We start from the raw sequence: 13,039 nt of genomic DNA, 5'->3' as shown, positions 1-13,039 counted from the left end.
CGCCGACCTCGGTGGCATGCTGGTCTTCGTGACGCCGGAGGACCTCGCGCACCTGCGCCGGGCACGTGACCTGATGGACCGCGAGTACGCGCGGCCGCTGGACGTGCCCGCCCTGGCCCGTGCGGCGTTGATGTCGCCCTCGCACTTCGCGCGGCAGTTCCGCGCGGCGTACGGCGAGACCCCGTACGGCTACCTGATGACGCGGCGGATCGAGCGCGCCAAGGCGTTGCTGCGGCTGGGCACGTTGTCGGTGACCGAGGTGTGCGTCGAGGTCGGGTGCACGTCGCTCGGCTCGTTCTCCGCGCGGTTCACCGAACTGGTCGGCGAGACTCCGTCGGCCTACCGGGCGCGGTCGCACGAGGCGCTCGCCGCGGTGCCGGGATGCCGGTTGATGGGCCTGACGCGACCGAGCAGGTTTCGAGAAGCGACGCGCTCACGACGTGCCTAGGGTCTCGTGACATGAAGCTTTCGCACACGTTCCTCTTCGTGCACGACCAGGACATCGCGCTGAAGTTCTACCGCGACGTCGTCGGGCTCGAGGTGCGCACGGACGTCACCATCGAGAACGAGTACCGCTGGCTCACAGTGGGGCCGGCCGACCAGCCCGACGTCGAGATCGGCCTGTCCCTCATCGGGTCGCCGGTCCCGGTGACGGACCACGAGGCGCTGCACGCGTTGATGGCCAAGGGATCGCTGCAGGGCGTCATCTTCGAGGTCGACGACGTGGACGCGAAGTTCGAACAGGTCCGCGCGTCCGGTGCCGAGGTGATGCAGGAGCCGATCGACCAGTTCTACGGCGTGCGCGACTGCGCGTTCCGCGACCCGTCCGGCACCATGATCCGCTTCTCCTCGCCGCGCTCGTAAAAGCGCTTCTCGCCGAACGCCCTGGTGTGTTTCAGTTGTGCTCTCAGGCGTTCACACAGACAAGGTCGATGCCATGGCAGCCCCCGGACACACCGGGTGCCTTCGCCGTGCCCGGTGACTCTCGCCGACTTCTCGTTGCGACACACCAGGAGCATCCACCTTGACGTGGTACACCACCTTCTTCACCGATCTCGCCAACACCTTCTGGCGCGGCGCCGTCCCACCCTCGTTCACCTCCGCCGAGATCGACTTCGTCGAGCGCCTCGGCGCGGGTCCGCGGGTGCTCGACGCACCTTGCGGCAGCGGCAGGCACAGCATCGAACTGGCCCGCCGCGGCTTTCAGATCACCGGAATCGACATCTCGGCCGAGGCGATCGAGCACGCGCGTGCGCTGGCTCCCGACCTCGACTGGCGGCTGGGCGACGTCGCGGCGCTGGGCTCGTTCGGCGTGACGGCCGACCTGGCGCTGTGCATGGGCAACAGCTTCGGCTACCTCGACCACGAGGGCTCGCAGCGGTTCCTGGCCGACCTGGCCGCCGCCGCACCGGTGCTCGTGCTCGACTACGGCTGCACGGCCGAGTCGTTGCTGCCCTCGCTGCCGGGTGAGCTGCGGATGTCGTTCGGCGGCGTGGACTGCGTCGCCGTGAACACCTACGACGTCGCCTCCGGGCGGCTGCTGATCGACTTCACGTTCTCGGACGGGGAGCGGACGCAGCGGTCCGAGTGCGTGCAGCACGTCTACACGGCGGCTGAGCTGACCCGGATGCTGCAGGCCGCCGGGTTCGCGTCGGTCTCGTTGTTCGGCGACGTCGACGGCAGCGCGTTCCGCGTGGGCAGCGGCAGGCTGCTGGCGGTCGCGCGGAACTGACGTCGCGTCTCGACTGGCTCGGGTGGTAGCGCTCTCACGGCCACCCGGGCCAGTCTCGACCTCATGCGTGCCTTCACCGCGGTAACAGCCCTCGCCTCGTCCCTGGTCCTGCTCGGCTCCACGGCGAGCGCGGCCACCGACCCCGCCCGCGACCTCGCCGCACGGGTGAGCGCGGACGGCGCCCACCGCCACCTGATCGCGTTCCAGCGCATCGCCGACACCCACGGCGGCAATCGCGCCGCGACGACCAGCGGGTACGCGGCCAGCGTCGACTACGTGGCCGGACGGCTGCGCGACGCCGGGTTCGACGTCACCACACCGGAGTTCGAGGTCAAGCGGAAGGTCGACGACGCCGGACAGATCACCAGCGGCACGGTCTCGCACGACCTCGTGCCGATCGGCGACACCCCGAACACCCCGGACGGCGGCCTCACCGCGCCGTTGCGGGTGGTGCCGGAGGACGGCACGCCCGGCTGCGAGGCGAGCGACTTCGCCGGGCAGGACTTCCACGGCGCCGTCGCGCTGATCCGGCGCGGCACCTGCACGTTCGTCTCCAAGTACGCCAACGCCGTGGCCGCGGGTGCGGCGGCCGTGATCATCTCCAACAACGTCGACGGCCACCTCGACCTGCGCATCACCGGCACGGTCCCCGCCGGCACCTCCTCGAAGGCCGACGGCACGGCACTCGCCGCGCTGGCCGGGCAGTCCGTCACGCTCGACCTGCGCCACCACGACCAGGTCCACCTGGACCGCAACGTCGTCGCGCAGACCAGGACCGGGCGTGCTGACAACGTCGTCGTGGCCGGTGCGCACCTCGACAGCGTCGACACCGGTGCCGGCCTGAACGACAACGGCTCCGGCTCGGCCGCGCTGCTCGAGGTGGCGCTGAAGATGGGCGCGCGGCCGAAGCTGCCCAACGCCGTGCGCTTCACGTGGTGGGGCGCGGAGGAGGCCGGCCTGATCGGGTCGCGCGCCTACGCGTCGGCACTGTCGTTCGAGCAGCAGCTCGACATCGCGCTGTACCTGAACTTCGACATGGTGGGCTCGCCCAACCCCGGCTACTTCGTCTACAACGACCCCGGCCTGCCGTACGGGTCGAAGCACGTCGAGAAGGCGTTCAGCGACTTCTACACCGCGCGGAACCTCGGTCCCGAGGGCCTGAACGTGCGCGGCGCGAGCGACTACGGCTCGTTCACCGCCCTCGGCATCCCGGCGGGCGGCATCATCTCCGGCGGCGGCGAGGTCAAGACCCCCGCCCAGGCCGCGAAGTGGGGCGGCACGGCGGGGGTGGAGATGGATCCCTGCTACCACCGGGCCTGCGACGACCTCGGCAACATCAACCGGGAGGCGATGGGCCGCAACGTCTCCGCCGCGGCCCATGTCATCGCCTCGTACGCCGTCACCACCGAGGGCGTGAACGGCGTGCCGTCCCGCGCTCAGCGGGCGGCACTGCGTTAGCCCAGGTTGTTCGTGTCGAACGTGTTGCAGCGGGCGGGGTCGCCCGTCTGCAACCCGGTCGTGAACCACTTCTGCCGCTGGGCCGAGCTGCCGTGGCTGAACTGGGTCGTGTCGACCCGGCCGCCGCCCAGGTTGCTCTGGATGAAGTCGTCACCGATGCGCGCGGCCGCGTCGAGGGCCGCGTTCACGTCGTCCTGGGTGATGTTCGAGATCAGGGGCTGGCCGTTGGCGGACGGGACGGTCGTCGCGTGGTTCGCCCAGGAGCCCGCGTAGCAGTCGGCCTGCAGTTCGAGGCGCACCGAACCCGAGGTGGGACCGGTCTCGCGGCCGACCCGGTCCGAGGTGCCGAGCTGGTTCTGCACGTGGTGGCCGTACTCGTGGGCGAGCACGTAGGCCTCGACGAACGGGCCGCCGGTCGCGCCGAACTTGGTGCGCAGCTCGTTGAAGAAGTCCAGGTCGATGTACACCTGGGAGTCCGCGGGGCAGTAGAACGGGCCGACCGCGGAGGTGGCGTTGCCGCAGCGGGTGTTCACGCTGTTGCGAAAGAAGTTGGTCTTGGTGACCTGGTAGGTGTTGCCCGAGCGCTTGAACTGGTCCGTCCAGTAGGCCTGGATCGAGTTGATCGTGGCCAGGACCCGGCAGTCGCTGTCGCGGTTCGCGTCGGCGCCGGACTTGCACTTCTCGAGCAGCGAGCCGGACTCGACCTGGGTGTTGTTGCCCAGCCCCTCCAGGCCGCCCGCGGGCAGCTGGATCCCGGTGAACTGCTGGAAGAGGAAGTAGATGATGAGGCCGACCACGCCGAGACCGCCGCCGACGCCGGCGACCCGGCCACCTACGCCGCGTTGGTCCGAAACCTGAGAAAGGTCGAGTTCCGCGCCTTCGTTGAACTGCACCGCATCCTCCTGCCAAGGACCCCATGGGTGCCGCAAACGATAAAGCACCAAACACGCCTTGGTGCGGAGCCCGACGTCGGGGCACCGCACCAAGGCTTTCCCATTTGGTAAGTGACGACTACGGCCCACGAAGGTTGGCGTGGCGCTCAGCCGGTGACGCCATGAGACGACACCGATGCCGAGCTCAACAGCGTCGGAGTGCGCCGAGCGACGCCTGACGGCGCCTGGGCACCCGAAACCTCGTGTCCGTCGCTACACAGTCGCGACCGGACCGGTCACGTCCGATCCACTCGCGGGGATGCGACAGACCGCGTTTCGCCACAGCTAGGAGATACCTGCACAGCACCACCTACCCCTTCCGGGCGTGGCCTCCGGTGGTCTGGTTCATTCACCTTCCGGTTGCCAGCTCGTTATCGACTATGCGCTTGATCGACCCATTTCTCAACACCTCACGCCAAACCTGAATTGGTGAAGTCGGACGGGTGACCTGCGGAGATCGACACTGCAGACAGCAATCGCCCGGCGAGAGAATCTCTCGCCGGGCGATTGTTGAAAACGATCAGACTATTTGTTGATCAGGCCTTCGTGGTGCGGCGCGCGCCGCGGCGGGCCATCACACCCGCGGTCATCAGGCCGAGGCCCGCGAGCAGGAACTCGAGCGGGTCGGCGCCGGTCCGCGACAGGTTCGGGATGACGGCCGAGGCGCGCTGCGAGGCCTTGTCGCCGGTCTGCGGGGTGCCCGCGCCCGAGTCGTCGCCGGTGTTGCCGGAGCCGGAGTTGTCGCCGTTGTTGCCGCCGCCGGGGTTGCCGTTGCCGGGGTCCTCGGTGCCCGGGTTGCCGTTGCCCGGGTTCTCACCGGGGTTCTCGCCCGGGTTCTCGCCCGGCTGACCACCGGGGTTCTCGCCGGGGTTCTCACCGGGGTTCTCGCCGGGCTGCTCCGGGTCCTCGGTCTTGCCGCAGTCGCCGCTCGCCGTGCCGAGCACGCCCGCGGCCGTGCCGCAGACGGTCACGGGGGCCTCGACGGTGCCGTTGGCCTGCTCCGGCTTGGTGTCGCCGCAGCTGCCCGTGCCGCCGCCCGCGACGCCGACCGAGTTGCCGCAGACCGTGACGGGCGCGGAGACGAGGGCCTTGTCGGCCTGCAGGCGCTCGGCGGGCTTCTCCTCGCAGGTGGCGTCGCTGTGGCCGAGCACGTTGATCGCGTTGCCGCAGACCTTGACCGGCACGCTGACGAGGTTGCCGACGCGGACCTCGTCGTCGACGTTCAGCGGGACCGGGATCGCCTGCGCCCAGCCGGCGGTGGCGACCATCAGGCCACCGGTGAGCAGAGCGGCGGACATGGTGCGGTTGATGTTCTTGCGCATGACTGTTCTCCCTGGAAAGTGACGGATCCCTTGGTGCGTTCGCGTGCACTCCGGGGTCAGTCAGGCGAGAACGTCGGCTCCTCCGCGCGCACGTTGTGCGGCACGTCCTGCTGGTCGGTGCTGACTTCAGACGCTGTGGTGGCGGGCGGACGCGGCACGTGCGGCAGCGTGCCCACCGGGAGCTGGGTGCTCGTGCCCGAACCCGCGCCGCTCTGCGGGAGCGTGCCGGGGACCGGCTGCTCGGCCTGCGGTCGCGACGGCTCGGGTTCCTGCACGGGCGCCGTGGCGGCCGGTGGCTCAGGCGCTGCGGGCCGGTGCTCGGGTGGCGACTCGGCGAGCACGGGCGCCTCGGTCTTCGGGGCGGCCGGTGGCGTCACCGCGGGAACGGCCTCAGGCGGTTCGACGCGCGGTTGCGGCTTCGGCGGAACGGGCTGCCGGTGCGGTGGTGGCGCGGTCTCGACCTCGAGCCCGATGTCCACGACGGGGAGCTCGACCTCGATCTTCAGCTGGTCGATCTCGACCCGGACGTCGGCGTGCGCCTCGCTCGCGGTGCCCAGCAACCAGGCACCGGTCACCAGACCGGCGAGCAGCAGGAACCGACGCAACCACGACATCGGCCCTCACCCTAGATCAAATGGAGCAACGGGGCACACGAAAAAGGCCGTCCCGGCGACTCGCGTCGCCGGGACGGCCTTCAGATCACGTGCGGCCTACGACACCCGCGTGATGCGGTTCAGCGCCGGGGGCGCCTGGTTCGGGTGCGCCTTGAGGTACGCCTCGAAAGCGTCCAGGTCGATGCCACCACCGGTGATGTTGGTGCCGTTGGTGAACTCCGGGAAGGCGTCACCGCCGCCCTGCAGGAAGCTGTTGATCGTCACGCGGTAGCTCGCGTTCGGGTCGACGGCAACACCGCTGATCTTCATGTCGGACACCCTCGAGCCGAACGGCGCGGAGGCCGACCAGCTGTACGTGAAGGTGGACGAGGGCTGCAGCACGATCGTGCGGGCAGCGGTGAACTGCTGCTCCAGTGCGGTCTTGATCTGCGTGCCGGTCAGCGTGACCGTCTGCAGGATGTTGCCGAACGGCTGGACCGCGGCCATCTCGCCGAAGGTCACCACACCGTCGCCCTCGCCCGCGGGCGAGCTGGCGTAGGTGAGGTCCGTGCGCACACCGCCGGGGTTCATGAAGGCGATGACCGCGCCGTTGGCCTTGGTCTGCTCCAGCTGCGAGTCGGCGATCAGGTTGCCGAGAGCCGACTCGCCGGCGGGGTTCTGCGCGCGCACGATGTCCGCGGCGATCGTGCCGATCTCGCGGTTGGCGATCGGGGCGGCCTTGGTCTTGGCGAGGTCGATGATCGCCTGGATCTGCGGGTCCGGCGTGACCGTGCGGGTGACGATCTTGTTGTCGGCCTTGGTCTCGCTGCGGATGACGTCGCGCGTCCGGCGGTCGATCTTCAGGTCGACGACGCTGAGCTCACGACCGAAGGCCAGGCCCTCGATGAACGGGCGCGGGTTGCCGGCCGGGTCCTTGACCACGCAGTTGTAGTGCTGGTGGCTGTGGCCGGAGAAGACCGCGTCGATCTTCGGGCTGACGTTGGTCGCGATGTAGCTGCCGGGGTTGTTGGCGGCGACGTTGCACGCGTTGGGGCCGCCACCGGACGACGTGACCTGGTCGCCCTGGTGCACGAGCAGCACGATCGACTTCACGCCGATGGCGTCGAGGATGTTGGCGTACTTGTTGGCCGCCTTCACCTCGTCACCGAACTTGAGGTCCTTGATGCCGTTGGGGTCGACCAGGATCGGCACGTCCTTGAGCGGCATGCCGATGAAGCCGATCGGCATCCCGTCCCGGATCTCCACCCAGAACGGCGGCAGTGCCGGGAGCCCGGACTTGGCGAGCGTGACGTTGGCCCCGAGGATCGGGAAGTTCGCGCCCTTGTACTTGTCGCTGAACTGGCAGCCGTCCGTCGGGTGGCACCCGCCGTGCTGGATGCGCAGCAGCTCGCGGTAGCCCTCGTCGAACTCGTGGTTGCCCGCCGCGGTCGTGTCCATGCCGACCTTGTTGAGCACCTCGATCGTCGGCTCGTCGTGGAACAGCGCCGACACGATGGGGCTGGCCCCGATCAGGTCGCCCTGGCCGACGATGACGGAGTTCTTGACCTCCTTCTGGAGGTTCTTGATGTGCGTGGCGTTGAAGGCGGCGCCACCGGCGTCGACGGTCGTGCCGTCGGGCTGGATGACGCGTCCGGACGACCCGGTGGGCGGCTCGATGTTGCCGTGGAGGTCGTTGATGCCGATCAGGCGCACGTCAACCGTGCCCCGACCGCGCAGTGACTGGACATCTGCCTGGGCAGGCCCGGTAGCGCTGATGACAGTGGCCGCGGCGGCGGTGATCGCCAGAACGGAAAGCCGTCTGAACGAACTCATGGATGGAGCCTTTCAAGGCTTGGTTAACGCGCGTGTACGGCGGAGGAGTCTGCCTCCTGGACGCCGCGTTTTCCAGAGAAACGTCTCGATCGTCATCGTCAGGCTTAGTCTTGTTCTCGTGACATCAAGTGAGCAGGAGCCGCACTGGCTCGACGAGGGCGAGATGCGTGCGTGGCGCACCTACGTGAACGGTTCCTCCATGCTCATGGACCGCCTGCACCGAGAGCTGCAGGACACACACGGAGTGTCACTGGCGGACTACGAGATCCTCGTGCGCCTGTCCGAGCAGCCGAACCAGCGCATGCGCATGACCCAGCTCGCCGAGGACGTGGCGTCGTCGAAGTCGCGCGTCTCGCACCAGGTCGCCCGCATGGAGAAGGCCGGCCTGGTGTCGCGCCGCGAGTGCACCGAGGACGGCCGCGGCGTGCTGGCAGAGCTGACCCCGGCGGGGATGGCACAGCTGGTCGCCGCCGCTCCGACGCACCTGCGTGGCGTGCGGGCGCACATCGTGGACCTGCTGACGCCCGAGGAGGGTGAGGTGCTGGCCAAGGTGTTCGACCGGGTCATGACACACCTGCGGGAGACGAACGGCTAGGCTTTGGCTTCGACGCTGCCGGCGTCGAGGAAGCGTGGCAGAGCGGCCGAATGCACCCGCCTTGAAAGCGGGAGACGGGCAACCGTCCGGGGGTTCAAATCCCTCCGCTTCCGCTCGGGGGAACGTGGTTGGCGGAAAGCGCCAACCGGTTCTCGCTCCAGGTGTCTTTGGGGGCTAGTGCCCCATCACCGGCGGAAAGCATTCGACGCAGCCCCGCCCAGCTGTGGCCCGCCATCCTGTCCCTGGTCGGAGTGCTGTTCGGCGGCGGTCTGTCGTTCCTCGTCCAGACGACCGTCCAACGCCGCACCGAACGCAACGACCAGCGCAAACAGGCGACCGAACGGTCGGAGGCGCGGCGCGTCGAGCAGCTGGAGCTGCTGCGCGAGTTCATCAAGGCCGCCCAGAAAGCCGAACGCACGGCCGAGGACCGCGACGACAGCGAGACGTGGAAGACCGCAGCGCTCGACGTGCTGGACGAGCTGTGGGTCTGCGAACGGATGATCCACGTGCTGTTCGCGTCCAAGCTGCACGAACTGGCGCGCGACTACGTCAAGGCGCTCGACCACGTCATCTGGCAGCAGCCTGCGGAAGGCTCGCTGTGGGACCACCTGAAGGCGCCGAAGACCGCATTCCTCAAAGAAGCGCGCGAAGAACTGAAAACGGCGGCGGCGCCGTAGAGGCACCGCCGCCGTTCACCCAATAAAAACCCTACGACGCGACTGCGTGCGTGTGGTCGTCGTGCGCGGCCGTCTTGGACAGCGTGGCGGCTGCGCGGGCCTCGGCGCGCTTCGCACGCGGCGGCACGCCGTTGACGTCCTCAGTGGACACGCCGTAGGCCGCGGTCACGAAGGCGATCGCGCCGGCGTTGCGGCCGAGGGCCACTCGGTCGACGTTGCCGAGGTTGTCGCACTTCGAGTGGTAGCAGGGGTCGTAGGCGACGCCTGCGGTGCCGCCCCACTTCGCTGCCTGGGCTGCGGTCTTGACGCCTTCGGCGCCGGTGAAGAGGCCGCCAGCCGGGATGCCCTGCGCGATGAACTCGCCGTAGTCGGAGCGGCCCGAGAAGTCCGTGCCCTCGGTCGGGATGCCCTTGGCGGCGAAGTAGTCCGCGAAGGCCTTCTCGATCTGGGCCGAGCCGAACGGGCCGGGGCCCGCGCCGACCGCGTCGGAGTCGTCGCCGTCGTAGATGAAGTACGCGGCGTTCGGGGAACCGACCATGTCGAAGTTCAGGTACAGGGCGATGTCCAGCTGCTGTTCGAACGTCAGCGAACGGACCCACTCCTCGGAGCCGATCAGGCCGCGCTCTTCCGCGCCCCACCAGGCGAAGCGGACCGCGTTGTCGACCTTCGGGCGGGAGCCGAGCTGCAGGGCCGTCTCGAGCAGTGCGGCGGAGCCGGTGCCGTTGTCGTTGATGCCCGCGCCCAGTTCGACGCTGTCGAGGTGCGCGCCGGCCATGACGACGTTGTTCTTGCGGCCGGTGCGGGTCTCGGCGATGACGTTGCGCTCGGTGCGCGCCTCGGTGTGCGAGCGCATGTCGACGGTGATCGACTGGCCCGCCTTGGTCGCGAGGGTGGTGCCGTCGGCCTGCGAGACGCCGCCGGTCGGGATCTTGCCGGGGTTGGTCAGCGTCACGTTCGTGAGCGGGCCCGCGACGTTGTTCGCGATCAGGACGGCGGTGGCGCCCGCGGCGAACGCGTTGAGGTGCTTCTGCTCGAACGTGCAGCCGCCGCGGCGGATCAGGGCGACGGAGCCGGTGAAGTCCTGGCCCGCGAAGTCGGTGGCCTCGCAGCCCGTGGTGGCGTCCTCGGGGACGACGCGCAGCGGGCCGGTCACGCCGCCGACCGGGGTCTGCGGCGACTCCTGCAGGATCAGCGCCTGGTAGGTCGTGCCGCCGACGGTGGCCGACTCGGCGTCGTTGACCTCGATGTCGTAGGTGAAGGTCGGGGTGGTGACGATGAAGCCCTCGTCGCGCAGCTTGCCCGCGACGTAGTCGACGCTCGCGTTGTAGCCGGGCGTCAGGGCCGCACGGTTGCCGCCGTTGCGGTCGGCGATGCGCTGGAACGCGATGAGGTGCCGGTTGACACCCTCGACGGTCACCTTCTTCGCGAGCTTCTTGGCGAGTGCGGGACCTGCCGGCTCAGCGGCGGCGGACGCCGTGGCGGTAGGGGCAGCGACTAGTGCCGAGATGGCGAGCACAGCCGCCAGCTTGGATCTGCCGGACATGAACGTTCCCCTTCGTTCGAGATTGCTGAACCCTCACAAAAGGGAGACCCAGGACACAATCCGTCGGTCGGCGGGAGTTCAGGTCGTGATCAGGTGAACACACTCCGCTAGTCCCTCGACCTCGACGTCCCACCCCGGACGCACGAAATCGGCGGCGTCCAGACGCAGTCGCACGTGCTCAAGGCGTTGTCCGCGCGGTGCGGCGGCCGTCGTGCCGTCGTGCGCGTAGCCGAGCTTCTCGCTCACGCGGTTGGACGCGCGGTTGCCCTGCCAAGCCGCCGAACGAGCGACCTGCGCGCCCAGGTGGTCGAACGCGAACTGCAGCACCGCGACACGCATCTCCGTGCCGAACCCCTTGCCGTGGAACCGCCTGCCGAGCCACGAGCCGGAGGTCACCTCGCGCAGCACACCGAAGTTCTGCGCGTTCAGCTCCTGCGTCCCGATGACCTCGCCCTCGTGCCGCACGAGGAAGCAGATCGCCCAGTCGGCCGGCATCAGCCGGGCGCGCACGCCCCAGAAGTGCTGGAGCATCCCGCGCCCGTGGTCCTCGGCCAGGCCGTCGGTCCACGGAACGTTGAACGGCATCTCGTCCGGGTCGTGCACGCCCGCCTTCGCCACCTCGACGAGCTCGAGCAGGCCGGCGTCGTCGTCCGGGCGCAGCTCCAGCCGCGGAGTGCGCAGAACCAGGTGTCGCAGGGGCCAGGCGTCCATGATCCGATGGTGCCGGACCTGTCGAACGGTATTACGGTCGACTGTATGCATGCCATCACAGTGCGCGAACCCGGCGGTCCCGAGGTGCTCGAGTGGACCGAGGTCGACGACCCTGCGCCGGGCAGGGGCGAGGTGCTGATCGACATCGCCGCGAGCGCGGTCAACCGCGCGGACCTGTTGCAGCGGCAGGGCCTGTACCCGCCGCCGAAGGGCGCGTCGGAGATCATCGGGCTGGAGTGCTCCGGCACGATCACGGCGCTCGGCGAGGGCGTCACGGACTGGCAGGTCGGCGACGAGGTGTGCGCGCTGCTGGCGGGCGGCGGCTACGCGGAGAAGGTCGTCGTGCCGGCGCAGCAGGTGCTGCCGGTGCCCAGCGGCGTCGACGTCGTCACGGCCGCCTCGCTGCCCGAGGTCGCGTGCACGGTCTGGTCGAACGTCGTGATGGACGGCAGGCTCAAGCTCGGCGAGACGTTCCTCGTGCACGGCGGCGCGGGCGGCATCGGCACGCACGCCATCCAGGTCGCCAAGGCGCTCGGCGCGACCGTCGCGGTCACCGCGGGCTCCGACGAACGGCTGCGCCGGTGTGCGGAACTCGGCGCCGACATCACCGTCAACTACAAGACGCAGGACTTCGTCGCCGAGGTCAAGAGCGCGGACGTCGTGCTCGACAACATGGGCGCCTCCTACCTCCCGCGCAACATCGACGTCCTCGCGCCGGACGGCCGGTTGATGATCATCGGCATGCAGGGCGGCGTGAAGGGCGAGCTGCCGATCGGCAAGCTCCTCGCCAAGCGCGCGTCGGTGATGGCGACGGGTCTGCGCGGCCGCAGCGTCGAGGGCAAGGGCGCGATCGTGGCGCAGGTGCGCGAACACCTGTGGCCGCTGGTCGAGAGCGGTGCGGTGGCGCCGATCGTCGGCGAGGTCGTGCCGATGTCGAACGCCGCCGAGGCGCACCGGCTGCTCGAGTCGAGCAACGTCTTCGGCAAGGTCCTGCTCAAGCGAGAGCGCTAGTCGTCGCGAGCGAGGTCCGGGGAGCCGTGCGGAACTCCAGCCCGAACTCCTCGGACCACCGCGTCAGCACCGCCTGCTCGTCCGGCCGGTCGGCGTCGTCGGCCAGCACGGTCGCCCCCGGCGCCAGCACCGCGCTCAGCACGGGCAGCGCCGGGTAGCGGGAGTCGCCGACGCCCGGTCCGTCCACGAGCAGCAGGTCCACCAGGCCGAACCTCTCGACGTAGCCGAGCACCTCGTCGTGCACCTGCTGCGGTTCGTACCACTGGCCGTGCCGCGACAACGCCGCCGGATGCCTCGACAACGGCGCGTGCACGACGCGGGCGACGGATCCCAGCCCCTCACGACGTACCTGCGAGGCGACGAAAGCCGTCATCCGCTCGTCGTGCCCGATCGACAGCAGGTGCCCGAAACCGCGCTGCTGCAACAAACGCGCGAGCAGGACCGAGGTGGACCCGCAGCCCAGTTCCACGAGCACGGTCCGCGCGCCGAGCACGACCTCGTCCATCACCGCGACGAGCGACGCGGGCCGGAGATCGCCGGACAGCCGCGGCAGGTACTCCGTGTTCAACGAACCGATGCGTTGCAGGGCAGAGAGATCAGCCAGCTCGCGAGCCAGCACGTCGTCCAACGAT

At 69.4% G+C, this 13,039-nt stretch carries 14 protein-coding genes and 1 tRNA gene; 8 read left to right on the top strand and 7 right to left on the bottom strand.

All coding sequences use genetic code 11. From position 1 onward, the window contains the following. Positions 1–16 precede the first annotated feature (16 nt). The 4 genes from ABZX02_RS14685 to ABZX02_RS14670 all read left to right on the top strand — a co-directional run bounded on the left by ABZX02_RS14685 (position 17) and on the right by ABZX02_RS14670 (position 3,190). Positions 17–448, top strand: a complete 432-nt coding sequence (locus ABZX02_RS14685; RefSeq protein ID WP_355298291.1) for a helix-turn-helix transcriptional regulator — start codon at positions 17–19, stop codon at positions 446–448. Between the two features lie 11 nt (positions 449–459). Further along, positions 460–864, top strand: a complete 405-nt coding sequence (locus tag ABZX02_RS14680) for a VOC family protein (RefSeq protein WP_355298289.1) — start codon at positions 460–462, stop codon at positions 862–864. Between the two features lie 160 nt (positions 865–1,024). Continuing rightward, the gene (locus ABZX02_RS14675) at positions 1,025–1,732 is read left to right on the top strand and encodes a class I SAM-dependent methyltransferase (protein WP_355298287.1); all 708 of its coding nucleotides are present in this window, start codon (positions 1,025–1,027) and stop codon (positions 1,730–1,732) included. Between the two features lie 63 nt (positions 1,733–1,795). After that, positions 1,796–3,190 (top strand): M28 family peptidase, encoded by a 1,395-nt coding sequence (locus ABZX02_RS14670; protein ID WP_355298285.1) that lies wholly within the window; start codon positions 1,796–1,798, stop codon positions 3,188–3,190. On the opposite strand, the gene ABZX02_RS14665 is transcribed toward ABZX02_RS14670, so the two are convergent. The 4 genes from ABZX02_RS14665 to ABZX02_RS14650 form a co-directional block, all read right to left on the bottom strand. Next, on the bottom strand, positions 3,187–4,083 hold the full coding sequence (locus ABZX02_RS14665) for a neutral zinc metallopeptidase (protein WP_355298283.1): 897 nt from the start codon (positions 4,081–4,083) through the stop codon (positions 3,187–3,189). The two genes, ABZX02_RS14670 and ABZX02_RS14665, sit on opposite strands and share 4 nt — an antisense overlap. Before the next feature lie 575 nt (positions 4,084–4,658). Next, complete coding sequence (locus tag ABZX02_RS14660; RefSeq protein ID WP_355298281.1) at positions 4,659–5,444, bottom strand: hypothetical protein; 786 nt, start codon at positions 5,442–5,444, stop codon at positions 4,659–4,661. Between the two features lie 56 nt (positions 5,445–5,500). After that, positions 5,501–6,058, bottom strand: a complete 558-nt coding sequence (locus ABZX02_RS14655; protein WP_355298279.1) for a hypothetical protein — start codon at positions 6,056–6,058, stop codon at positions 5,501–5,503. Between the two features lie 96 nt (positions 6,059–6,154). Then, positions 6,155–7,870: a 5'-nucleotidase C-terminal domain-containing protein gene (locus ABZX02_RS14650; protein ID WP_355298278.1), complete on the bottom strand. Its 1,716-nt coding sequence runs from the start codon at positions 7,868–7,870 to the stop codon at positions 6,155–6,157. 163 nt (positions 7,871–8,033) lie between these two features. Between ABZX02_RS14650 and ABZX02_RS14645 the strand changes: the two genes are divergently transcribed. The 3 genes from ABZX02_RS14645 (at position 8,034) to ABZX02_RS14635 (ending at position 9,142) form a co-directional block, all read left to right on the top strand. Further along, positions 8,034–8,465, top strand: coding sequence for a MarR family transcriptional regulator (locus ABZX02_RS14645; protein ID WP_355298426.1), 432 nt, complete (start codon positions 8,034–8,036; stop codon positions 8,463–8,465). A gap of 28 nt (positions 8,466–8,493) precedes the next feature. Beyond that, positions 8,494–8,578: transfer RNA gene (locus tag ABZX02_RS14640), tRNA-Ser, on the top strand. Between the two features lie 15 nt (positions 8,579–8,593). Beyond that, positions 8,594–9,142 carry a hypothetical protein gene (locus ABZX02_RS14635; RefSeq protein ID WP_355298276.1) on the top strand — a complete coding sequence of 183 codons (549 nt, stop codon included), beginning with the start codon at positions 8,594–8,596 and terminating at the stop codon, positions 9,140–9,142. A 31-nt stretch (positions 9,143–9,173) separates the two neighbouring features. Here ABZX02_RS14635 and ABZX02_RS14630 read toward each other — a convergent pair whose 3' ends face one another. Next, entirely contained in the window at positions 9,174–10,685 is a 1,512-nt protein-coding gene (locus ABZX02_RS14630) for a M28 family metallopeptidase (protein WP_355298274.1), read from the bottom strand. A gap of 78 nt (positions 10,686–10,763) precedes the next feature. After that, positions 10,764–11,396, bottom strand: coding sequence for a GNAT family N-acetyltransferase (locus ABZX02_RS14625; protein WP_355298272.1), 633 nt, complete (start codon positions 11,394–11,396; stop codon positions 10,764–10,766). A gap of 45 nt (positions 11,397–11,441) precedes the next feature. On the opposite strand from ABZX02_RS14625, the gene ABZX02_RS14620 reads away from it, so the two are divergent. Further along, positions 11,442–12,407, top strand: a complete 966-nt coding sequence (locus tag ABZX02_RS14620) for an NAD(P)H-quinone oxidoreductase (RefSeq protein ID WP_355298271.1) — start codon at positions 11,442–11,444, stop codon at positions 12,405–12,407. Here the strand turns inward: ABZX02_RS14620 and ABZX02_RS14615 are convergent. After that, a complete protein-coding gene (locus tag ABZX02_RS14615) occupies positions 12,391–13,026 on the bottom strand; it encodes a class I SAM-dependent methyltransferase (RefSeq protein WP_355298424.1) in 636 nt (211 codons plus the stop codon). The genes ABZX02_RS14620 and ABZX02_RS14615 overlap by 17 nt on opposite strands. Positions 13,027–13,039: the final 13 nt, after the last annotated feature.

It is taken from the genome of Lentzea sp. NPDC003310 (assembly GCF_040610935.1).
GTDB lineage: Bacteria > Actinomycetota > Actinomycetes > Mycobacteriales > Pseudonocardiaceae > Lentzea.
This window is presented reverse-complemented; position numbering and strand designations above follow the sequence as displayed.

Bases quoted from the DNA above. Each gene is read 5' to 3' on its own strand.
- ABZX02_RS14685 (WP_355298291.1), top strand. From the start codon at position 17: ATGCTGGTCTTCGTGACGCCGGAGGACCTCGCGCACCTGCGCCGGGCA.
- ABZX02_RS14680 (WP_355298289.1), top strand. From the start codon at position 460: ATGAAGCTTTCGCACACGTTCCTCTTCGTGCACGACCAGGACATCGCG.
- ABZX02_RS14670 (WP_355298285.1), top strand. From the start codon at position 1,796: ATGCGTGCCTTCACCGCGGTAACAGCCCTCGCCTCGTCCCTGGTCCTG.
- ABZX02_RS14660 (WP_355298281.1), bottom strand. From the start codon at position 5,444: ATGCGCAAGAACATCAACCGCACCATGTCCGCCGCTCTGCTCACCGGT.
- ABZX02_RS14655 (WP_355298279.1), bottom strand. From the start codon at position 6,058: ATGTCGTGGTTGCGTCGGTTCCTGCTGCTCGCCGGTCTGGTGACCGGT.
- ABZX02_RS14650 (WP_355298278.1), bottom strand. From the start codon at position 7,870: ATGAGTTCGTTCAGACGGCTTTCCGTTCTGGCGATCACCGCCGCCGCG.
- ABZX02_RS14645 (WP_355298426.1), top strand. From the start codon at position 8,034: ATGCGTGCGTGGCGCACCTACGTGAACGGTTCCTCCATGCTCATGGAC.
- ABZX02_RS14630 (WP_355298274.1), bottom strand. From the start codon at position 10,685: ATGTCCGGCAGATCCAAGCTGGCGGCTGTGCTCGCCATCTCGGCACTA.
- ABZX02_RS14625 (WP_355298272.1), bottom strand. From the start codon at position 11,396: ATGGACGCCTGGCCCCTGCGACACCTGGTTCTGCGCACTCCGCGGCTG.
- ABZX02_RS14620 (WP_355298271.1), top strand. From the start codon at position 11,442: ATGCATGCCATCACAGTGCGCGAACCCGGCGGTCCCGAGGTGCTCGAG.